This window comes from Candidatus Thiodiazotropha sp. AKAK3 (assembly GCF_058244645.1).
The window spans coordinates 122,217-144,015 of record NZ_JBSYOQ010000034.1 but is presented as its reverse complement, the minus strand read 5'-3'; the positions used below and the strand labels follow the sequence as shown (position 1 = coordinate 144,015).

General features: G+C 49.8%; 18 protein-coding genes. 10 read left to right on the top strand and 8 right to left on the bottom strand.

What is annotated here, in order from left to right; all coding sequences use genetic code 11:
• Positions 1 to 570: 570 nt before the first annotated feature.
• Both AC4IE7_RS06040 and AC4IE7_RS06035 read left to right on the top strand, forming a co-directional pair.
• Complete coding sequence (locus AC4IE7_RS06040) at positions 571 to 864, top strand: hypothetical protein (protein ID WP_490775913.1); 294 nt, start codon at positions 571 to 573, stop codon at positions 862 to 864.
• 601 nt (positions 865 to 1,465) lie between these two features.
• Positions 1,466 to 2,068 carry an SRPBCC family protein gene (locus AC4IE7_RS06035; RefSeq protein ID WP_490775912.1) on the top strand — a complete coding sequence of 201 codons (603 nt, stop codon included), beginning with the start codon at positions 1,466 to 1,468 and terminating at the stop codon, positions 2,066 to 2,068.
• Between the two features lie 172 nt (positions 2,069 to 2,240).
• On the opposite strand, the gene AC4IE7_RS06030 is transcribed toward AC4IE7_RS06035, so the two are convergent.
• The 3 genes from AC4IE7_RS06030 to argS form a co-directional block, all read right to left on the bottom strand.
• A complete protein-coding gene (locus AC4IE7_RS06030; RefSeq protein ID WP_490775911.1) occupies positions 2,241 to 2,813 on the bottom strand; it encodes an NnrU family protein in 573 nt (190 codons plus the stop codon).
• A 264-nt stretch (positions 2,814 to 3,077) separates the two neighbouring features.
• Positions 3,078 to 3,662: an SPOR domain-containing protein gene (locus tag AC4IE7_RS06025; RefSeq protein ID WP_490775910.1), complete on the bottom strand. Its 585-nt coding sequence runs from the start codon at positions 3,660 to 3,662 to the stop codon at positions 3,078 to 3,080.
• Positions 3,663 to 3,667: 5 nt separating this feature from the next.
• Positions 3,668 to 5,428, bottom strand: coding sequence for an arginine--tRNA ligase (argS, locus tag AC4IE7_RS06020; RefSeq protein WP_490775909.1), 1,761 nt, complete (start codon positions 5,426 to 5,428; stop codon positions 3,668 to 3,670).
• Between the two features lie 235 nt (positions 5,429 to 5,663).
• Between argS and AC4IE7_RS06015 the strand changes: the two genes are divergently transcribed.
• From AC4IE7_RS06015 to phoU, 7 genes are all read left to right on the top strand, one after another.
• Entirely contained in the window at positions 5,664 to 6,017 is a 354-nt protein-coding gene (locus AC4IE7_RS06015) for a PilZ domain-containing protein (RefSeq protein ID WP_490775908.1), read from the top strand.
• Positions 6,018 to 6,176: 159 nt separating this feature from the next.
• The gene (phoB, locus tag AC4IE7_RS06010) at positions 6,177 to 6,869 is read left to right on the top strand and encodes a phosphate regulon transcriptional regulator PhoB (RefSeq protein ID WP_490775907.1); all 693 of its coding nucleotides are present in this window, start codon (positions 6,177 to 6,179) and stop codon (positions 6,867 to 6,869) included.
• A 198-nt stretch (positions 6,870 to 7,067) separates the two neighbouring features.
• The gene (locus AC4IE7_RS06005; protein WP_490775906.1) at positions 7,068 to 8,111 is read left to right on the top strand and encodes a PstS family phosphate ABC transporter substrate-binding protein; all 1,044 of its coding nucleotides are present in this window, start codon (positions 7,068 to 7,070) and stop codon (positions 8,109 to 8,111) included.
• A 78-nt stretch (positions 8,112 to 8,189) separates the two neighbouring features.
• Complete coding sequence (pstC, locus tag AC4IE7_RS06000) at positions 8,190 to 9,572, top strand: phosphate ABC transporter permease subunit PstC (RefSeq protein WP_490775905.1); 1,383 nt, start codon at positions 8,190 to 8,192, stop codon at positions 9,570 to 9,572.
• On the top strand, positions 9,565 to 10,863 hold the full coding sequence (pstA, locus tag AC4IE7_RS05995) for a phosphate ABC transporter permease PstA (protein WP_490775904.1): 1,299 nt from the start codon (positions 9,565 to 9,567) through the stop codon (positions 10,861 to 10,863). Before pstC ends, pstA begins: the two co-directional genes overlap by 8 nt.
• A gap of 33 nt (positions 10,864 to 10,896) precedes the next feature.
• Complete coding sequence (gene pstB, locus AC4IE7_RS05990; protein ID WP_490775903.1) at positions 10,897 to 11,757, top strand: phosphate ABC transporter ATP-binding protein PstB; 861 nt, start codon at positions 10,897 to 10,899, stop codon at positions 11,755 to 11,757.
• Between the two features lie 18 nt (positions 11,758 to 11,775).
• Complete coding sequence (gene phoU / locus AC4IE7_RS05985) at positions 11,776 to 12,504, top strand: phosphate signaling complex protein PhoU (protein ID WP_490775902.1); 729 nt, start codon at positions 11,776 to 11,778, stop codon at positions 12,502 to 12,504.
• A gap of 305 nt (positions 12,505 to 12,809) precedes the next feature.
• Here phoU and AC4IE7_RS05980 read toward each other — a convergent pair whose 3' ends face one another.
• On the bottom strand, positions 12,810 to 15,008 hold the full coding sequence (locus AC4IE7_RS05980) for a primosomal protein N' (protein WP_490775901.1): 2,199 nt from the start codon (positions 15,006 to 15,008) through the stop codon (positions 12,810 to 12,812).
• 338 nt (positions 15,009 to 15,346) lie between these two features.
• Here AC4IE7_RS05980 and AC4IE7_RS05975 point away from each other — a divergent pair, with 338 nt between their 5' ends.
• Entirely contained in the window at positions 15,347 to 16,225 is an 879-nt protein-coding gene (locus AC4IE7_RS05975) for a fructosamine kinase family protein (RefSeq protein WP_490775900.1), read from the top strand.
• 696 nt (positions 16,226 to 16,921) lie between these two features.
• Here the strand turns inward: AC4IE7_RS05975 and hisC are convergent.
• The 4 genes from hisC to murA all read right to left on the bottom strand — a co-directional run bounded on the left by hisC (position 16,922) and on the right by murA (position 21,461).
• Positions 16,922 to 17,977: a histidinol-phosphate transaminase gene (gene hisC / locus AC4IE7_RS05970; RefSeq protein ID WP_490775899.1), complete on the bottom strand. Its 1,056-nt coding sequence runs from the start codon at positions 17,975 to 17,977 to the stop codon at positions 16,922 to 16,924.
• A gap of 5 nt (positions 17,978 to 17,982) precedes the next feature.
• The gene (gene hisD / locus AC4IE7_RS05965; RefSeq protein WP_490775898.1) at positions 17,983 to 19,293 is read right to left on the bottom strand and encodes a histidinol dehydrogenase; all 1,311 of its coding nucleotides are present in this window, start codon (positions 19,291 to 19,293) and stop codon (positions 17,983 to 17,985) included.
• A gap of 102 nt (positions 19,294 to 19,395) precedes the next feature.
• On the bottom strand, positions 19,396 to 20,034 hold the full coding sequence (gene hisG, locus AC4IE7_RS05960) for an ATP phosphoribosyltransferase (protein WP_490775897.1): 639 nt from the start codon (positions 20,032 to 20,034) through the stop codon (positions 19,396 to 19,398).
• 167 nt (positions 20,035 to 20,201) lie between these two features.
• Positions 20,202 to 21,461 carry a UDP-N-acetylglucosamine 1-carboxyvinyltransferase gene (gene murA / locus AC4IE7_RS05955; protein WP_490775896.1) on the bottom strand — a complete coding sequence of 420 codons (1,260 nt, stop codon included), beginning with the start codon at positions 21,459 to 21,461 and terminating at the stop codon, positions 20,202 to 20,204.
• Positions 21,462 to 21,799: the final 338 nt, after the last annotated feature.

The following is a 21,799-nucleotide window of genomic DNA, read 5'->3' as shown; positions in this document are numbered from 1 at the left end:
ATGGTGGTTTTGGTTTTAGTTGGACATGGTGCGGCAGGGCCGCACCCTACATTTGAATCTATTTCGAGGAGTCATCTGGATTTTGTATTGTCTCCCTGGTCGATTTACGTTCCTCGTTCCCACGCTCCAGTGTGGGAGTGAATACGAAAGCTATGATGAATCGTAGGGTGCGGCCCTGCCGCACCTTTTGTTAATAATAGAGATGCCCAAATGTTTGATCTTGTTTGGCTCTTTATTTTGAGTCGGTTTTGAGACAAGAAAAAACACAATTAATCAGTGACAAACAGGATGAGTGCTCCCCTCTCTCGTCAGGGCTAGGGGGTGTTCCGGCATTCGCAGAAGTAAAGAAACACACCTTCGTTAATGAAATACGACATAGTTAGAAGAGGTTGAGAGGACTAGATAGGTATGTATGTGGCCATTATTAGTATATTTTTCCTGAAATGTTTTTTAGGCCCGGTTATTTTCAAAGATCGCTCCATAGATAGACTCTCTACATTATATTACTATATATAAGCAGTTATCCCTTTTCCTTTTCGATATATAGAGGCTTTTACAGCTAAAATAGTGATGATTAAAAATAATTTTCCATTTATTGCCTTGGGTCTTGGTCTGTTTCTTATGCTGCTGGTAATGAAAGGCAGTGAAATAGGGGGGGATGGAGTTACCTTGATCCCCCTACTGACACTCCTCTTTGTATGCGAGTTTGCTTTTGTTGTAACCGCCATTGGTTCATATTTAGGTATCAGAGGCACACTGGCAAGCGGTTTTAAGCCGTTCTACTCAACAGTCACCTTGATCTGCATTCTGCTATCTCTCAGCTTTTTCTGGCAGGGAGTGACACTATGGCAGTCTGCCATGTAAGAGTCTCTCTCGCTCTCTAACTCTTCCGCCTTATAAAAAAACTTGTCGAAAAGATAAATGCCTGATCAGAGATGGATGGTTGCAAGATAGGCACAGGTTGGTTTTTTACACGTATATAACTTCTCCAGGATGTTTAAATAATGTTTCTAAGGAGGCGAGTGTTGCTATGTAAATGCTATTTCAATCTGGTTGGAATTTACTCGATGCACTGCTGTCCAAGATTTAGGTTCTGGTTGCACAATCACAACAATTTAAGCTATCGGTAAAAGTGCCAATCCGCATCTGAACATCGATCATTACGATCAGGTTTTATAGAATAGGCTGGCCACCTCACATTCCCTCACATTACTTATCGAAGTGACGTTCATTGTGTAACAGTAAGTTTAACGGGAGTTTAAAAAAACACCGTTATGAATTACTTCTCAATTTCCATCGCGGTATCTTCTAGTTGTCATGGGGATTGAAGGCAATTGAAGAGCTTACTGTGAGCATGGTTTTCGAGCTTAACTATTGCTGAAAAGTGCCGATATACAGAGTGCGATTTGATTACAACTTTCGACAAATGACCATTATATGATTAATTAATACTCTGGAAATAACGATGTTAGTTAACAATATTCATAATATTGACAGGGCGTGGAGCAGAAAGAAAAGCAATAAAAGTGTTGTCTGTTATGAGCGAAAATTAATCAAAACATATTTCATGGAGTACCGCGCTAATACTCTATTAAACGCTACATATGCGAAAGTTGTTGATGTATTGAAGAATATATCCGCCTACCCAGAGTGGATGTACAATTGTACTGAGGCCATGGAGCTTGAGGCGAAAGATGATTTTAGTAAGGTAATCTATTATGCCCAAGGCTCCTCTTTAGGGCATTGGAATGGTGACATCATACTATCAGCAAGAAAGATGTCCGATATAAGTGATGAAAAGATGGTGATTACTATAAATTCTATTGATAATCATGCTTATAAACATCCCAATTTGAAAGTGCGCGCTAAACGTTTTCGGATGACTGGATTTAAAGGCTGCTGGAGACTTACTGCAGTGAGTGAAAAATCAACTCAGGTGAGTTTCACTGTTCATGCAGATCCGGGTATGGTGAACCAGGAAAATCTAATTAATAATCTTATGCAAAATATATGCTTTAGCTCGTTACAAGGATTGCTTCGCATGACAGGAAGAAGCAGCAAACTCTAAGCCAATCAAAATTTATAACTATAAATCTTATTGAGTTGTTACAAGTAGCAATTCATTGGCCAGGCCCATGACAAGCCCAGCATACACAACCTGTGAAACTTGATAGGGAGTTACCACTCTTTCCAAGGAGCAGAATAAAGAGATGGTCGCTGAGTGTATGCTACATAATCCGTCAGACCCCGACCAGGGAGACGCCGGATAAATACTCATGAAACCAGACCATAACCAAAGCCAATACAACACCTAAAACTATTATGATTGCATCCATATGCAACGGTAAGTATGTTTGCGGTTTTTGCCATGGCCCATCACGCAGGTTGATGGTTATCATCGATACTACACTCCAAAATGCAAGTGCGGAAAATAGTAACAGTGAACGACTGTCGCCGTTGGTAAGTAAATGGGCGATAGCCCAAAGCAGGAGACCAGTCAGTTGCGGATGTCGTATGAACCGTTTAACTCGGGTGTTGGGTGAATTTGCAGCGGCCATCAGGATAAAGCCAATAACCACCAATACTATTGCGATAGTGCCAAGGGTAGGCATGGGGTCATAGACAGGCGAGGTAGCGGAGTTGCGCCAGCCTATTATAGTCAGTGCCACACTGGAGAATATGCATAGCGAGAAGAGACCCTGGTATGGCATTTCGCCCAGTTTTCCGCTCAGTGCTTTACGTGTATTGGGCGCTAACGAAGGAAGAAGATGAACGCCTATCCACAGCACCAACCCTAAAATCAGTAGAGACATGGCAGTTTCCTGTGTTTGTTTGCCCTCTATTCTAATTGAGAAAAACATTATTAACAGGTAGTAATTGCACCAGGCTCAGAATGTTATCTATCGTTAATTCACTACATCAATTGAATATTTTAATATTAGAGTAATGGTTGTCCAGATTAAGGCGCTGGGTTATTAGCTACCAGCTCCGATCGAGTGCGTTACATATAAAGTTGTTACTGGTGTGTGCGAATAAACCCTGATTTCAACTCAGTGCTATTTTCGGAATCAATAATCTTACTCTTTAAGCTTGATCACCAGACTGGTGATGCCATTTTTCTTCGCCAGGCTACGGGCGCTGTTGAGCTGGGATTGAGAGCGATAGGGGCCACTTCGAACCCGGTGATAGGTGTCCCGGTTGTTGATGCTGACTTTCTGGATCTCTGCTTCGATTCCCATCAGTGCCAGGCGGGCTTTGAGACGATCTGCATCCTGATATTTTCGGAATGATCCCATCTGCAGGATATAGCTACCCTTGGCTTGTGTGGCAGCTCGTGTCTCCTGTTGCGCTTTGGGCTTTCGCTGGCTAGGCGAGGGTTCTGGTGTAACAATCTCCTCATCGGGGATAACCACTTCCATCTCTGGAAGAATGGTATAAAACTCAAAGTTGGGTTTTGGCGCGGGGGGTTGCTCCTGCCTGGTCTGTTTGGGTTTTGTTGCAATGCCAGGAACCTCATGAACGGAGAGGCGAGGGCTCAACTGCAACCAGGCCAAGCCGGCCAGAAATATGCCAGCCACCAGGCCGCCGAAAAAAAAGAGTCCATGACTGCAGCTGCTGGGGCGCTTTTTCTTAGTGCCAGCGCGATGTTTATAATCTGCCATGGTTGTTACATCTTTTCAGGGGCAGAAACCCCCAACAGACTGAGTCCGTTGCGCAGCACCTGACGGGTGGCAATGATGAGTTGCAGCCGCGCATCTCTGATCGATATATCATCTATCAGGAACTTGTGTGCGTTGTAGTAGGTATGGAAATCGGTAGCCAGTTGACGCAGATAGTGGGTTAACTGATGTGGCTCCTCATTCAGTGCCGATATCTCCACAGCTTCAGGGTATTTTGCCAGGTTTGTCAGCAGGGCCTGCTCCTGGGATTCTGTTAAGCAGGCGTAGTCGACTGTGCCTGGATCGCTGGCAATGGTGATCTGCTGCTCAGCGGCCATCTGTAACACACTGCAGATGCGGGCGTGGGCATATTGCACATAGTAGACCGGATTGTCATTGGACTGGGATTTCGCCAGGTCCAGGTCAAAGTCCATGTGTTGTTCACATTTACGCATCACGTAGAAAAAGCGGGCGGCATCAGCGCCTACCTCTTTACGCAGCTCCCTCAGAGTGACGAATTCACCGGAGCGGGTGGACATTTGAGCCTTTTCACCACCGCGGTAGAGAATCGCAAACTGAACCAGCAATACATCGAGTTTATCTGCGTCTTCTCCCAAGGCCTTCAATGCTGCCTTGACCCGGGGTACGTAACCGTGGTGATCAGCACCCCAGACATCGATAACCCGTTCGAAACCGCGCTGAAGTTTATCCAGGTGGTAGGCGATGTCGGATGCGAAGTAGGTGGTTTGGCCGTTGTCGCGCACCACGACCCGATCTTTCTCATCACCAAAATCGGTGGAGCGGAACCAGAGTGCCCCCTCCTTTTCGTAGAGATGGTCGCTGTTGCGCAGGCGCTCAATGACCTGGTTGACTGCACCAGACTCCATCAGGCTGCGTTCTGAATACCACTCTTCATAGTTGACCCCAAACTGGGAGAGGTCGTCTCGAATGTCATCTAGTATGGTGTTGAGGCCCAATTCAAAGACGAAGCGGTAACGATTGTCGCCCAGCACTCTCTTCGCCTGGTTGATCAAGGCATCAATGTGGAGCTCTTTATCGCCACCATCGGGCTCGTCTGCAGGCACCCCCTCAAACAGGGTTGCGGCATCAATTTTGTAGGTCTCCCCATGATCCCGGTGCAATGTGGCTGCGATGTCCCAAACATAATCGCCTTTGTAGCCATTTACAGGGAAGGTCAGTGTTTCATCGCACAGTTCCAGATAGCGCATCCACACAGAGGCGGCGAGAATGTCCATCTGTCGTCCGGCATCATTGACGTAATATTCCCGATGTACTTCATATCCAATCGCCTCAAGCAGGTCGGCGACGACCGAGCCGTAGGCTGCCCCCCGGCCATGGCCAACATGCAGCGGACCAGTCGGGTTCGCTGATACATATTCAACCTGTACTTTTTTGCCGGCTCCCAATTCACTGCGGCCATAGTGGTGGCCCTGCTTGATAACAGATGGGATCAGGCTGTTGTAAGCGCTGGGTGAGAGGGTGAAATTGATGAATCCCGGGCCAGCGATGTCACACTTCTCAACAATATCGGATGTGGGCAGTGAATCGACTATTGCCTGGGCCAGTTCTCGAGGGTTTTTTCTGGCCAGCTTGGACAAAACCAGGGCAGTATTGGTCGCAAAATCACCATGTTTGCTATCTTTTGTCCGCTCAATTTTAGGTATTGCCAGGTTGTCTGACGGGATAATGCCTTCTGCGACGAGATGTTGCAGCGCAGAAACTACCAGTTGTTCGATTTGCTTCTTCATTTCTGTTGCCGATTAAACCACTCTGAGAGGCCGGCAAGGATACCAGGAATTACGCATTACGTGGGAGATTCAGCACAATTTGTTTCATTTCGTGACCCTGTTGATAGCTGCGTCTGTGGGGGCAAGATTTCACCTCAGGATCAAATGCGGGTCAGAAAGGGTTCATCCTCATGTCATACGTTAGTCATCTTGGCTTTCTACACTTTATTGGTATAAAAACAGCAAGGATAAAAAGATGCCAGTTGAGAAAAGATACAGTAAGCGCTATCCGATGGATGGTGATGTCTACATCCGCTACCGTAAACAGCGCTTATTTCCCGCCAGGGCAGAGAATTGCTCTGTGCAGGGTATGTTCCTGCAGACAGAGAGTTTAACCCTGCTGACAGGTTCATTGGTCGAACTGGAACTGTTTCGCCATGGACGACATTGGTCCATTATGGGGGTTGTTACACACTCCCATCAGGGCGGTGTGGGTGTGATGTTCTGGAAACCACAGTCTGAACTTTATGAATCAGTCATTGCGGATGCCTCAAGTCGCAGAAGAGTAGAGGCAGTTTCCAGCCCTGTTGCTATGGAAGTTCATCCCTAAGTTTCGCAATTAAGCCAATCTATGGAATCAGGAAAATGGATTTAGCAGAGTTATGTCGTTGATCTTCACCGGCCCCCTAAAACAGCATTCTGTTGTCATCTCCATGTAACAAACCTCCTGTTTAATAATGCGCTGATTTTGCAAAATATGGACATGGAGATGACAATCCCCCGAATACTTGCAGTCGACGACGAGCCGGCCGTTGGCGAGATGTTGCGTTTCATCCTCGAGCAGGATGGTTTTCAAGCCGATTTCGCTGAAGATGCGACTCAGGCAATCAGTCAAATCAACAAATCACGCCCCGACCTTATCCTGCTGGATTGGATGCTGCCGGGTATGAGCGGTATCGAATTAGCTGGTCGTCTTAAGAAAGACAGTAAGACCGAGTCTATTCCCATCATCATGCTAACTGCAAAGGGTGAGGAGAACGACAAAGTCCGTGGATTGGATATTGGTGCCGAGGATTATGTTACCAAGCCCTTTTCCGCTCGGGAGCTACTGGCCAGGATTCGTTCAATATTAAGACGGGTTTCACCCTTGTTGGCCGGAGAAATATTAGGTTGCGGCGGCTTGCAACTCGATCCGGTCAGTCATCGGGTAACTTCAGATGAAGAGGTGATTGAGCTGGGACCGACTGAATTCCGTCTGTTGCACTACTTTATGACTCACCGGGAGCGTGTCTTTTCACGCAGTCAGTTGCTCGACCGGGTTTGGGGTACCAATGTCTATATAGAAGAGCGCACTGTGGATGTACATATTCGTCGTTTGCGCAAAGCCCTTGAACCTTCCAGCAAAGACAAACTGCTGCAGACTGTTCGCGGGGCGGGATACCGCTTCTCAGACAAGCTCTGATCGTATGTTTCAGAGCGGATTGGTACGCTAAGTTTATCTACCTGCTGTCCTCCTGTTCAGGAGGCGGTAGGACGTTTTAGTGTAATAAAACTGTCATCTAATTCTCATCCAGTATTCATCTTTTCCGCCTATCCTCTCCACACCTGATTAAGACGTCTCGCCACACTGTTGGCTACATTCTCGAAGGAGAGAAAAACTATGAAGAAGCTGATTTCAGCAGCGGTCGCACTCTCGCTGACCGGTTTTGTGAGCATGGCCTCCGCCCGCGACTACATAAGTGTAGTTGGTTCCTCGACCGTATATCCTTTTGCTACCGTGGTTGCTGAGCAGTTCGGCAAAACCACCAAATTCAAAACCCCAAAGATCGAATCTACCGGTTCTGGTGGTGGTTTGAAATTGTTCTGCGCAGGTGTTGGCGTAGAGCATCCTGATATCACCAATGCTTCCCGTCGCATCAAGAGCTCTGAAGTAGAGCGCTGCGCAGGCAACGGCATAAACGATATCATCGAAGTTAAGGTCGGTTACGACGGCATCGCTCTGGCCAACTCCAAGAAGGCCCCGCTGTTCAAAGTAACCCGTAAGGACATCTTCCTGGCCCTGGCTAAGCAAGTTCCAGATCCTAAGGATCCTACCAGCGGCAAGCTGGTTGCCAACCCTTACAACACTTGGAAAGAGGTCAACAAGGATCTGCCTGATATGGCGATCGAAGTACTGGGTCCTCCTCCAACATCCGGTACCCGTGACGCTTTCGCTGAGCTGGCACTGGAAGGTGGCTGTAAAAAGGTCGATTGGATCAAAGCCATGAAGAAAAAGGACAAAAAGGCTTACAAGTCACTTTGCCACACTGTTCGTGAAGACGGCAAATACATCGAAGCTGGCGAGAACGACAACCTGATCGTGCAGAAACTGGAAGCCAACAAAGGCGCACTGGGTGTGTTCGGTTACAGCTTCCTGGATCAGAACTCCGACAAGGTACAGGGTTCTCTGATCGACGGCGTTGCCCCGACTTTCGAGCTGATTGCTGATGGCAGCTACCCTGTCTCCCGTCCGCTCTACTTCTACGTGAAGAAAGCACACATGGGCAAAATCCCTGGCATCGTTGAGTATCTGGCTGAGTTCAGCAGCGACAAAGCCTGGGGTGAAGAGGGTTATCTGGCTGACAAGGGCCTGATCCCAATGCCTACCGAAGAGCGCAAAGCGTTCAAGAGCGACATCGAAGCTATGAAGCCTCTGAAGCTCTAATTTACTGACGCTTTGGCTGCAAGGAGCGGCTACTTGTTTAACAGCAAGTAGCCGTTTTTTTCTGGGTAGAGAAGAAAGATGCATACATCGACACTGATTATTATGTTGCTAGGCCTGATGTCATTGGCCTACTACTTTGGACGTAAACGTTCTCTCACTCTTGTTGGGGGAAGAGTACGTGATCTTCATTCTCTACCCTCTTACTATGGAATGCAGACCGCTATGTGGTGCGGCATTCCGGCTTTGATCCTACTATCTCTCTGGATCTCATTTGAAGAGACAGTGGTCACCGGAATGGTGGTGGAATCGCTTCCACAGGAGGTGCAGGAGCTGCCTCCCGAACGTCTCAATCTGGTGCTTAACGACGTTCGTAATCTCTCTCAGGGTGATATCGTCTCCTCGACGGTGGATCAGGCCATGCAGCAGGCGGCAGACCACTACAGCAGCCTGATGGATATCAGCCACATGGCACTGTTCGTTGTGGCGCTGAGCGTCGCTATCCTGGCCGGCCTCTGGGCTCAGCGCACTATTACCCGTGAGCAGAGGGCGCGAAACCGGGTTGAAAAAGCGATTAACTTCTTTCTGCTCTCAAGTTCAACACTGGCGATCTTCACCACGATAGGTATCGTGTTGTCGGTACTGTTTGAATCAGTCAGATTCTTTCAACAGATCCCAGTCACAGAATTTCTGTTCGGTTTGGAGTGGTCACCCCAAACCGCCATTCGGCCTGATCAGGTGGGTTCATCCGGTGTATTCGGATCGATTCCCCTGTTTGCGGGCACAATGTTGATTACCCTGATTGCAATGGTTGTCGCCGTACCTATCGGCTTGATGTCTGCAATCTACATGGCCGAGTATGCGAGTAAAAGTTTCCGTACCCTGGCAAAGCCGGTATTGGAGGTTTTGGCAGGTATTCCCACAGTGGTTTATGGATTCTTCGCCGCACTTACCGTGGCCCCCTTCTTCCGAGATCTTGGTACCGACATTGGATTGACCGTCTCCTCTGAATCGGCACTGGCCGCCGGAGTGGTGATGGGCATCATGATAATTCCCTTTGTCTCATCCCTCTCTGACGATGTCATAAACGCGGTACCACAGGCGATGCGCGACGGCGCGTACGGATTGGGCGCCACCCGTTCTGAAACTATCCGCAACGTGATCATACCTGCGGCACTCCCTGGTATCGTCGGTGGTGTGCTGTTGGCCGTTTCCCGTGCTATCGGTGAGACCATGATTGTGGTGATGGCCGCCGGCCTCTCTGCCAACCTCACAGCGAACCCTCTGGAAGCAGTAACCACAGTTACCGTTCAGATCGTCACCTTGCTGGTAGGGGATCAGGAATTCGATAGTGCCAAGACCCTGGCTGCGTTTGCCCTGGCGCTGGTGCTGTTTGTCATCACTCTAGCGCTCAACATGATCGCACTGCACATCGTTCGCAAGTATCGGGAACAGTATGAATAATCAGCAGCAACAACATGATAGGACCATGGACAGGGTTCAAAAGGGGCTGGATCGCCGTTATCGCAAGGAGAGACACTTTCGCTGGCTTGGACTGGGCGCGATCATGCTCGGTCTCTTGTTTGTATCGTTTCTCTTCATCACAATTTTTTCGAACGGTTATACCGCTTTTCAGCAGACCTATGTGAAGCTGGATGTGTTTTATGATCCGGAGCTGATTGCCCCGGTTGGTGAGACCGATCAAGATGTGCTTTCGGGGGCAAACTACGGTGGTGTGATCAAGGCCACGATGCGTCAGATGTTTCCTGATGTGAACAACCGTCGTGAGAAAAAAGTTCTCTATGGACTGATCAGTACCGGCGCCTCTTATGTACTCAGAGACAGGGTGATGAGCAATCCCGAGCTGATCGGCACTAAAGGTGAGCTCTGGGTGGCGGCCGATGACGATGTGGATATGTTGATTAAAGGACATATCGACCTGCTGCTTCCAGAGAGCGATCGGCGTATCAAGGACAATCAGCTTGCCTGGATCCATGAGCTGCAAGAGCAGAATCGTGTAGAGAAGCGTTTCAATACTACCTTCTTCACTGCCGGTGACTCCAGAGAGCCGGAGCTGTCAGGTATCAAAGGTGCCGCATTCGGTTCCTTCTTCACTTTGATCATATGTCTGTCAATCGCATTTCCCGTTGGTGTTGCCGCGGCGGTTTACCTTGAGGAGTTTGCTCCCAGGAACCGTTGGACTGATCTGATAGAGGTGAACATCAATAATCTGGCAGCTGTACCTTCAATCGTATTCGGTCTGTTAGGTCTGGCAGTATTCATAAACTTTTTCGGCCTCCCGAGATCGGTACCGGTAGTTGGTGGACTTGTGCTGGCATTGATGACGCTGCCCACGATCATTATTGCCAGTCGTGCTGCACTGAAGTCTGTTCCTCCCTCAATTCGGGAAGCTGCACTGGGTATAGGTGCTTCACCGATGCAGACCGTTACACATCATGTTGTGCCATTGGCGATGCCGGGTATGTTGACCGGTACCATAATCGGCATGGCGCAAGCATTGGGTGAAACGGCACCGTTGTTGATGATCGGTATGGTGGCCTTCATCGTCGATATTCCGGGTAGCGTGATGGATCCCTCGGCTGTGTTGCCTGTGCAGATCTATCTGTGGGCAGACAGTCCGGAACGGGCGTTTGTAGAGCGTACATCTGCGGCAATTATGGTACTGCTGGCTTTTCTCATCAGCATGAATCTGCTGGCGGTATGGCTGAGAAAGAAATTTGAACGTCGCTGGTAAGCCGGCGTAAGTGAGGACACTGTGGAACAAGTTATGAATGATACAAGTGCCGCCAATGCTGGTGTGAAGACTGGTGCCGTTGCTGCGGTAACTGAGAATACAAGCAACGAAGGAACTGTTGGCGAGATCTATGTCGAAGACCCGCGGATGACCTGTCGTAATGTGAACGTCTACTACGGCGAGAAGCAGGCCATTTTTGATGTCAGTCTGGATATAGGTAAAAACCAGGTGATATCGATGATTGGTCCATCAGGTTGTGGTAAGTCGACCTTCCTGCGCTGCCTCAATCGTATGAATGACACCATCGATATCTGTCGGGTGACCGGTTCGATTAAAATGGATGAGATGGATATCTATGACGGTGGATTGGATGTGGTGCCACTGCGGGCCAGTGTTGGCATGGTGTTCCAGAAACCCAACCCATTTCCGAAATCGATCTATGACAACATTGCCTACGGTCCCAGAATTCACGGACTGAGTGATGACAAGCCGCACCTGGATTCTATTGTAGAGCACTCACTGCAGAAAGCGGGTCTCTGGGAAGAGGTAAAGGATCGTCTCGATCAACCGGGTACTGGTCTATCCGGTGGGCAGCAGCAAAGACTCTGTATCGCACGTGCGATTGCGGTCAGTCCTGAGGTTATCCTGATGGATGAACCCTGCTCAGCGCTTGATCCCATCGCGACAGCTAAGATCGAAGAGTTGATCGATGAGTTGCGTGAGAACTTCACCATCGCCATCGTTACCCACTCCATGCAGCAGGCCGCCCGTGTCAGTCAACGCACTGCCTACTTCCATCTGGGTAAACTGATCGAGGTTGGCGAAACCGATCAGATCTTTACTTCACCGCGACACAAACTGACTGAAGACTACATCACTGGCCGATTTGGCTAATACCAGGGTTGATCTGTAATGAATGAGATGACAAACGGACATATCGTAAAGGCCTATAGCACTGAGCTGAAGCATCTGAACAAGCTGGTTCTGGATATAGGTAACCTGGGTCAGGATCAGTTACGCAGAGCGATCCAGACATTGAAGGATGAGGATCCAAAAGCTGCGGGTCAGGTGATTGATCGTGATCGCAAGCTTAATGAGATCGATGTTCAAGCTGATGAAGAGATCATTCGTCTGATCGCCAAACGTCAACCGATGGCCAAGGATCTGCGGGATATTCTCACGGTGCAAAAAACCGTGGCAGATCTGGAACGAGTGGGTGATGAAGCAAGAAAGATCGCCAATCTTACCATCCACTTTTATGACAACGGTAAAAATCCACCCAACAAAGAGATTCTGCACGATATCTATGATATGGCAGAGTTTGTTGATGAGATGCTGGGCATCTCTCTGCAGGCCTTCATCGAGCTCGATCTGGACAAGGCGTTGGAAGTGATTCAGATGGATAAGAAACTCTACGAAGATTTCAGGGGAAGTCTGCGTCGCCTCTCAACCTTCATCATGGAAGACTCCCGCAATGTTGGCTCTGTTGTCGATATTGTTCTGGCACTTCGTGCCCTGGAGCGTATCGGTGGACATGCTAAGAATATCGGTGGTTTTGTGATCTTTCTGGTTACCGGGAAGGATGTACGTCACGAAGATATTCAGGCGATCTCAGATGAGATTCAAGCCGCTCGGTTGTAAGTTTCCTGATTGAGTTTCAATAGCCATTTAAGATGGGTAATCCTTCTCATCCATGAAAATTGTGCGGATAATCTAAGCTAAATAAAATGAGATTAGCAATCAATATAAGTAAGTGACGTTGAAATAAATGGCGCTGCCCTGCACCATCTTTTAGGGAAACTGGATTACTAAATTGATATTGGTGTGTTGAAGATTCTTTTAAGTCTGCAGGCAGGCACACTTCGGCCTGTCTTTTAAAAAATCATATTGTTAGGGGTTTCAAGTCTGAAGACGACATACTTAGTCGCCGGGTTAATAGTAGTGGTTTAAAGCATCTCTTGTGGATCAACGTCCACGGACCAGCGAACCCTGCGGGCATGGGATAGATCTCCAAACAGATGGATAGCCTCAGAAAGCCAGCGATGCAGTGGTTGTCGTTGTGCTGACTGAATCAGCAGATGGGCTCTGGTTTTGCCTGCACGTCTCTCCATTGGTGCTGGCACCGGTCCCCAAAACTCAAGTGTTGCGGCGCTGGGTAGTTGTTGGCAGGTCTGTAACAACTCCTTTAGAAACAGCTCTGGAGAGTCTTGCCGGTTTGAATCGGCACGAATCAGGATCTGATGGGTGAACGGCGGCAGCATGGCCAACGCTCTCTCCTCTAGCGCCTCCTTGGCAAAACCGGGGTAACCCTGTTGAATCAGCAGTTGCATCAAGGGGTGGTCGGAGTGGCGGGTCTGGATCAAAACCTTACCAGGTCGTTCGGCTCTTCCCGCTCTGCCGGCAACTTGCAGAATCAATTGCGCCATCCGTTCTCCAGCTCTGAAGTCTGCCCCAAACAGACCCTGATCAACATCCAGAATAGCAACCAGGGTAACCGCCGGAAAATGGTGCCCTTTTGCCAGCATTTGTGTGCCAATCAGTAACGGGGTTTTCCCTGTATGAATCTCTGCCAGCAACTTCTCCAGCGCCCCTTTACGACTTGTCGAGTCGCGGTCGATACGGGCCAGCCCGGTACCCGGAAAGAGCTTCTGCAGGGTCTCTTCAACCCGCTCTGTGCCCTGGCCAACAGGGCGTAGATCTGGACTGCCACAGCTGGGACACTGTGCAGGTACCCTTTGTTGATGACCGCAATGGTGACACCAGAGCAGGTGTTGATGTCGATGATGCGTCATACGGGCATCGCATCGTGGGCAGTCGGTCAGCCAGCCGCAGGCATGACAGGTCAGCATCGGCGCATAACCGCGACGATTCAGAAACAGTATCGCTTGTTCGCCCGCATCCAGCGTCTGTTTGAGTTGCTTGATCAGGGCGGGGGAGAGACCACCTTTAATCGGCGCATCGCGAATATCGATCAGTTGTAGTTTAGGTAGGCTTGCGTTGGCTGCTCGATGGGGTAGTTCCAGCTGATGGTAGCGCCCCTCTTGAACATTTCTCAATGATTCCAGGGATGGGGTGGCAGAGCCGAGGAGTACAGGGCAGCCGGTCTGCTGGGCGCGAACCAGGGAGAGATCTCTGGCGGAGTAGCGAAACCCCTCCTGTTGTTTGTAGGAGAGGTCGTGCTCTTCATCAACAATAATGAGCCCCAATCTGGGTAGTGGTGTGAATATCGCCGATCGGGTGCCGATCAATACCCGTTGTTGGGCCTGTCGCATTGCGTGCCATACTTTTTCACGCTCACCATCAGCCAGCCCAGAGTGCATAACGGCCACTTCGTGACTAATTCGTTGACGAAATCTTTGCAGTAGCTGTGGGGTGAGGCCGATCTCAGGAACCAGAATCAAGGTTTGTCTGTCTTTGGCCAGAACAGATTCAACAAGGTGTAGATAGACCTCTGTCTTGCCACTACCGGTAACACCATTCAGAAGAAAGGCATGGAAGCCATCCAGTTTTTTGCGGACGGACTCAACGGCATTTGACTGTTGAGGGTTCAGTTGAAAGCCTTCAATTGCCGCAACTGGTGTTGGGGGCGGGTTGCAAGGTGTAGCTAACCCCTTTTCCTGTAACGCACGGAGTACTGATGGGGTTGCGCCAAAGTCTGTTACGAGTTGGCTTTTTAGTAAGCCATCTGGGTGTTGTTGTAGTGCTTCAATCAAAGATTGCTGCTTAGGTGCCCTTGATAGGCTCCCAGGTTGCAGCTTCTGACCAGCTTCGGTTAAACGCAATCCCGTTGGTTTTGTCTCTCCCTGGGTGAGTTTCTTTCTCAGGTTGATCGGTAGGGCGTGAAATATCACATCACCCAATGGATGTTCATAATATTCAGAGGCCCAGCGCAACAAGCGCAGATCAGCGGGCTGGAGTAGTGGGATTGGGTCGAGTTGGCTGATAGCCCGTTTCAGTTTAGTGGTTGGTAGTGTGCTTTTGTCGGTGAGTGCGATCAGAACTCCGACTCGACTGCTGCGCCCGAACGGTACCTGGAAACGACATCCGGGGAGCGGGGAAGTGGCTTGATCTTTGGGCGGTAAGTAGTCAAAACAACCGCGAAGTGGCCCAGCGAGAGCGATCTGAAGAATGGGATCCGAATCCATGGCGAGACTCTATCATGTTGCCGCTGGCTAGGCGCCAAAATCTCTACAGTCAGAGGCCACTTTTTTTTCCACAAGAGCTGTGGATAACTTTGTGGACATTTATGGTATAGAAGTGCCAAAGCCTTGTGTTTATTGGTTTCCTGTTAATTTGACTATTTTTTTGTCAGTTTGGCTAACACTATAATTAACAAGTAGTTATAGTATATTAACCACTTCTAATAGTAATGAAATTCGTATAGTGAATAATGTTGCGATGCAATATCAGCAGTATGTGAATAAATCCGGGTAGTTGTGTGCTCTATATAGTGCCGATTGTAGGCATCGGAAAGGGGTTATCCATGAATCAGTGGCAAATTATCGCGCAGCACATCTCTCAATCTATTGGTGCACCCTTTAATCCTTTGGAGCCAAAATCTATCGGCGGTGGTTGTATCAATATTGGGGTTCGCCTGACCGATGGCGAGAAGACATTTTTTGTCAAACTTAACCAGTCGGCTCTGCTGGATATGTTTGAAGCAGAATCTGAAGGGCTAAAAGCGCTCTCTGATACCCTGACCATAAGGGTACCTAAACCGATCTGTAGTGGGCTTTGTGGTGATCAATCCTACTTGGCAATGGAGTTTATAGAGTTTGAGCATGGCAGTAGAGAGGGGCCTGAACTTGCAGGCCGACAGCTTGCGGAGATGCATAAGATCAGTCAGCCACACTTTGGCTGGCATCGGGACAATACCATCGGCTCGACGCCGCAACCGAACCGGATAAATGAGAATTGGGTGAAATTCTGGCGTGATCAGCGTCTGGGGTTTCAACTGAAATTGGCAGCCAGTAATGGTTTTTCGGGCAATCTACAGCGGAAAGGGGAACGATTGTTGGAAGGGTTTCAGCTGTTGTTGGACCATCAGCCGGTACCCTCCTTGCTGCATGGGGATTTGTGGGGTGGAAATCTCGCCTATGATCGATCTGGGCAGCCGGTGATTTACGACCCGGCTGTCTACTGTGGTGACCGGGAAGCTGATCTGGCAATGACTGAGCTGTTTGGTGGATTCGGAAACCGTTTTTATGACGCCTACCGGGAGAGCTGGCCACTCTCCCCGGGATATTCAACACGAAAGGTTCTTTATAACCTCTACCACATACTCAACCACCTCAATCTTTTTGGCGGTGAGTATCTTGGTCAGGCTGAAGGGATGATCGAACGCCTGCTGGCAGAAGTGTAGGGACCGCACCACACACTCTGAAATGTAGCCTGGATGGAGTGCAGCGGAATCCAGGAAGGCTGGAGCGCGATTCCCCCGGATTCCGTTGCACTGCATCCAGGCTACGGACTGAGTTGGTCAATCTCCGGGATATTCGGCAGGTAAGGTTCTCTATAACCTCTACCACCTTAATCTGTTTGGTGGAGGTTATCTCGGTTAGGCTGAAGGGATGATCGAACGCCTGCTGGCGGAAGTGTAGGTTACGCACCACACACTCTGTAATGTAGCCTGGATGGAGTGCAACGGAATCCAGGAAGGTTGGAGCGCGATTCCCCCCGGATTCCGTTGCACTGCATCCAGGCTACGGACTGAGCTGGTCAATCTCCGCTATATTCAGCACGTAAGGTTCTTTATAACCTCAACCACCTTAATCTGTTTGGTTGAGGTTATCTCGGTTAGGCTGAAGGGATGATCGAACGCCTGCTGGCGGAAGTGTAGGGACCGCACCACACACTCTGTAATGTAGCCTGGATGGAGTGCAGCGGAATCCAGGAAGGCTGGAGCGCGATTCCCCCGGATTCCGTTACACTCCATCCAGGCTACGGATTATGGAGGGTGAATTCCAAAGAGCTACCCAGATTACGCATACTGGAATCATATTCAAGAAGTGCAGGGCACTTCTCCTGAGGCATCACAGACTACGGATTCAGGCAGCAATCAGAGAATCTCTCTCAAAACCTCGAGTAACCGTTGATTCTCATCCGGCGTACCGACAGTAATACGCAGGTAGTCCTGAATACGGGGTTGTTTAAAGTGGCGCACAATGACGCCCTGCTCACGCAATTTTGTTGAGAGGGTCTGAGCCACTTGCTCTGGATGGGTGGCAAAAACAAAATTCGCTGCGGAGGGGAGTACCTTGAAGCCCAGTCCAGTAAGTTCATCGCTCAAGGCTTCCCGTGAACTGATTATCTGTTGGCGGATCTGTTGAAAATATTTCTCATCCTGGAAAGAGGCGATGGCTGCCTTTGCCCCTATGCTATCCATCGGGTAAGAGTTGAAACTGTCTTTTACCCTGATCAACCCTTCGATCAAGCCGGCATCCCCCAAGGCAATGCCGATCCGCAACCCGGCCAGTGAGCGGGACTTTGACAATGTCTGAACCACCAGCAGATTGGGGTAGCTGTTAATCAGGCTGACTGCACTCTCTCCACCAAAATCGATGTAGGCCTCATCAACCACTACCGCAGAGTTCTGATTTTTAATCAGTACTCTTTCAATCGCCTCTAATCCCAGCACTCGCCCGGTAGGCGCGTTGGGGTTGGGGAAAATGATGCCGCCGTTCTCCACTGCATACGGTTCCAGATCGAGGGTGAAATCTTCCGCCAGTGGCATGGTCTTGTAGTCGATACCATACAGACCGCAATAGACTGGGTAGAAGCTATAGGTGATCTCAGGAAACAGTAGTGGACGGGGCTGTTGAAACAGAGCAAAAAAAGCGTGTGCAAGTACCTCATCTGAACCGTTACCGATAAACACCTGGTTGGCATTAAGCTGGTAGTAGTCTGCTACAACTTTACGCAATTGTTCTGAATCGGGTTCAGGATAACGTCTGAGATCCTTATTGGCGGCCTCCCGGATCGCTTCGATTACCCGTGGCGAGGGGGCATAGGGATTCTCGTTGGTATTAAGTTTTACCAGGTTGTCGATTTTCGGCTGCTCCCCCGGTATGTAGGGCGAGAGCTTTTCGATCGCCGGGCTCCAAAAGGGGTTCATCAGGATCAGTCCTTGTCTGCTTTGAATCGGTACTCTGCGGATTGGGCATGTGCAGTCAAACCCTCACCTCTTGCCATCACAGATGAAGTTCTTGCCAAACTGTCTGCCCCCTCTGGTGATGCCATGATCAGGCTTGAACGCTTCTGGAAATCATAAACCCCCAAAGGCGAGGAGAAGCGGGCAGTTCTGGATGTGGGCAAGACATGATTGGGGCCTGCACAGTAATCACCCATTGCCTCTGCAGTATGGCGACCCATGAAGATCGCACCGGCGTGGCGTATACGCTCGGCCATCTTTTGTGGTTCGTCGACTGAGAGTTCTAGATGCTCCGGGGCGATGTGGTTGGCGACATCCACAGCTTCATCCATGTCTTTGACTTCGATGAGTGCACCGCGTGTACTCAACGCTGTGGCAATGATCTCCTGCCGCTCCATGGTAGGTAGAAGTTTGTCGATACTGGCCTTTACCTGACGCAGATACTCCGCATCAGGAGATAACAGGATCGACTGCGCATCCTCGTCATGTTCTGCCTGGGAGAAAAGATCCATAGCGATCCAGTCCGGATCGGTTTTTCCATCACAGACGATCAGAATTTCCGATGGCCCAGCTACCATGTCGATACCGACCTGCCCGAAGACTGCACGTTTTGCCGTGGCGACATAGATGTTGCCCGGGCCCACGATCTTATCGACTGGCGGGATGGTTTCTGTGCCATAAGCAAGGGCTGCAACAGCCTGGGCGCCCCCTACTGCAAATACCTTATCGACACCTGAGACATGGGCTGCAGCCAGTACCAACTCATTGAGATCTCCATCTGGTGTGGGCACCACCATGATCAGCTCGGCGACCCCAGCGACTTTGGCGGGGATTGCATTCATCAGCACCGATGAGGGATAAGCTGCTTTACCACCAGGCACATAGAGTCCGACCCGGTCGAGGGGGGTGACCTGTTGTCCCAGAAGAGTGCCGTCTGCTTCAGTATAGGACCAGGAGTCCATCAGTTGACGCTCAGCATAAGCACGAATCCGTTCCGCAGAGAGTTGAAGTGCAGTCTGTTGCTCTTGAGGAATGGTCTCCCAGGCTTGTTCTAAACGGCTGAGGGAAATTTGCAGGCCATCATCCCCGTCTGCTTGCCAGCGGTCGAAGCGCTGGGTGTATTCGAGTAGCGCAGCATTACCCCGTTTGCGGATCTCCTGGATAATCTGATTGACTGTATCATTGACCGCTGTGTCCGAAACCGACTCCCAGGCAAGCAGGGCATCAAGCTGCTGCATGAAGTCACTGTTACTGGTCGAGAGTTGGCGTATTTCACTCATGTTTAGGTTCTCGTATTTGGTGGTCGTACACCTTTGAAGAATGAGAAATTCCGATTTAATAAAAAAACCAGATGGCTGGTAGTTTTAAGGCAATCTGCGAGTCTACTCTTTTACCGCTTCCCGAAAGGCGTCTATCAGCTGCGTGATGAGGGCGTGTTTCATCTTCCAGGACGCTTTGTTGATTACCAGACGGGAGCTGATATCAGCAATATGTTCAAGCGGTACCAATCCATTGGCCTTCAGCGTGTTACCGCTCTCAACCAGGTCGACAATGATATCCGCCAAGCCAACGATTGGGGCCAGTTCCATGGAGCCGTAGAGTTTAATGATCTCAACCTGCTCGCCTTTGGCTGCGAAATAGCGTTGAGCACTCTTCACATATTTAGTAGCGACCCGCAAACGCCCCTTTTGTTCGACAGCATCGGGAAAACCGGCTGTCATCATTCTGCAGCGGGCGATATTCAGATCCAGGGGTTCATATAAGCCTTCACCACCGTGCTCCAGTAAAACATCTTTCCCGGCTATACCGATATCCGCTGCCCCATACTCCACATAGGTGGGAACATCGGTGGCGCGGATAATCACCAGTTTAACCTGCTCGTGATTGGTATTGAGAATCAGCTTTCTGCTTGTTTCCGGGTCATCTGTTGGCTCTATCCCGGCATGGGCCAGTAGTGGCAGGCTCTGGTTAAAGATTCGGCCTTTGGATAGGGCAATTGTAATAGGTGCGTCGAATTTCATGGTTCGCTTCGGCTTAGTCCAGCTTAGGATGTGCAAGGATAACAAATGATGAACGCGAAGGAATAAGAGAAATGGGTTAAATTCCCATAATACTCTCGCACTGCACAGCAATCTGAACAGTCCAGGCTAACCTTTCCACGTTCCAGCTTCTTGATTACGGTTAATGCTTAACTCGGTAGTCGCCGTATCTCTCCGCCCAGACCGGCCAGTTTTTCCTCGATATTCTGATAACCACGGTCGATGTGATAGATCCTGTCGACCAGAGTTTCACCTTCTGCAACCAGGCCAGCAAGAACTAGACTGGCGGATGCACGCAGATCGGTGGCCATTACAGGGGCCCCTGTTAGCTTCTCTATTCCGGTACAGATGGCAGTATTGCCTTCGAGTTTGATTTGAGCCCCCATACGTTGCAACTCGTGCACATGCATGAAACGATTCTCGAAGATGGTTTCGGTGACTATGCCCACCCCTTCCGCCACTGAATTCAAGGCGGTGAACTGGGCCTGCATATCTGTCGGAAAAGCTGGGTAAGGCGCAGTATAGACATCGACAGCTTTGGGGCGATTACCCATCATGTCTAGGCTGATCCAGTCATCCCCTGTCTCGATGGTAGCGCCGGCTTCGCGGAGTTTTTGCAGCACGGAATCTACCAGTTCAGGACGGGTATCGCGAATTTTAATGCTTCCACGTGATATGGCTGCAGCGACCAGGAAGGTACCGGTTTCGATTCTGTCGGGCAGTACGTTATATTCTGTGCCGCTAAGGGTGTCGACACCCTCGATGGTGATGGTGGGTGTGCCAGCCCCGGTAATCTTCGCGCCCATGGTATTGAGGCACTCGGCGAGGTCTACTACCTCTGGCTCCCGTGCTGCATTTTCAATCATGCTGGTTCCTTTCGCCAGGGCGGCTGCCATCATCAGATTTTCTGTGCCGGTTACAGTCACCATATCCATCACAATGCGGGCACCATGCAGGCGTTTGCAGCGGGATCTGATATAGCCGTTTTCCACATCGATAGTAGCACCCATGGCCCTTAAACCCTCTATGTGGAGATTGACCGGTCGAGAACCAATGGCGCAGCCACCGGGCAAGGAGACGTCGGCCTGGCCAAAGCGTGCCAGCATGGGGCCCAAAACCAGGATCGATGCACGCATGGTTTTAACCAGCTCGTAGGGTGCATTGAACTCCTTGATTGTATTGGCATCCACCTCGATGCCCATTTTCTCATCCACCATCAGGCTGACGCCCATGCCACCCAGTAGTTCCATGGTTGTGGTGATGTCCTGCAGGTGCGGCACATTGCCTACCCGCATCGAGCTCTCAGAGAGAAGCGTAGCTGCCAGAATTGGCAGTGCTGCATTCTTAGCGCCAGCGATGCGGACCTCGCCTGATAGGGGTAAACCCCCGCGAATGATCAATTTATCCATGGTTTTTCCGGATGGTCACTTTAAAGTAACGGTATATTGAACCAGTCAGCCTGATTCGTTAGCAGTAAGCGATTGACTCAGTCAAAAACTCTCTAACAGTCCGACAATGGCGCTGGATGACAATAAGCTCACAACGCAAAATGGAGCAGCTTTGAATGCCATTCTCGCCCCGAACCCAGGGATTCTGGTGAAAAAGACTGGAAATGATAACGAAATTGAATAGAAAACGGGAGTATTTGTTAAAAACATCCTGATTACCCCCCCCCATGCTCAACAAAAGAGTATCAACCTGTATGACCGTAATATGCGGCTAGTGCAGTTGGTGGGGCATGGCCCCA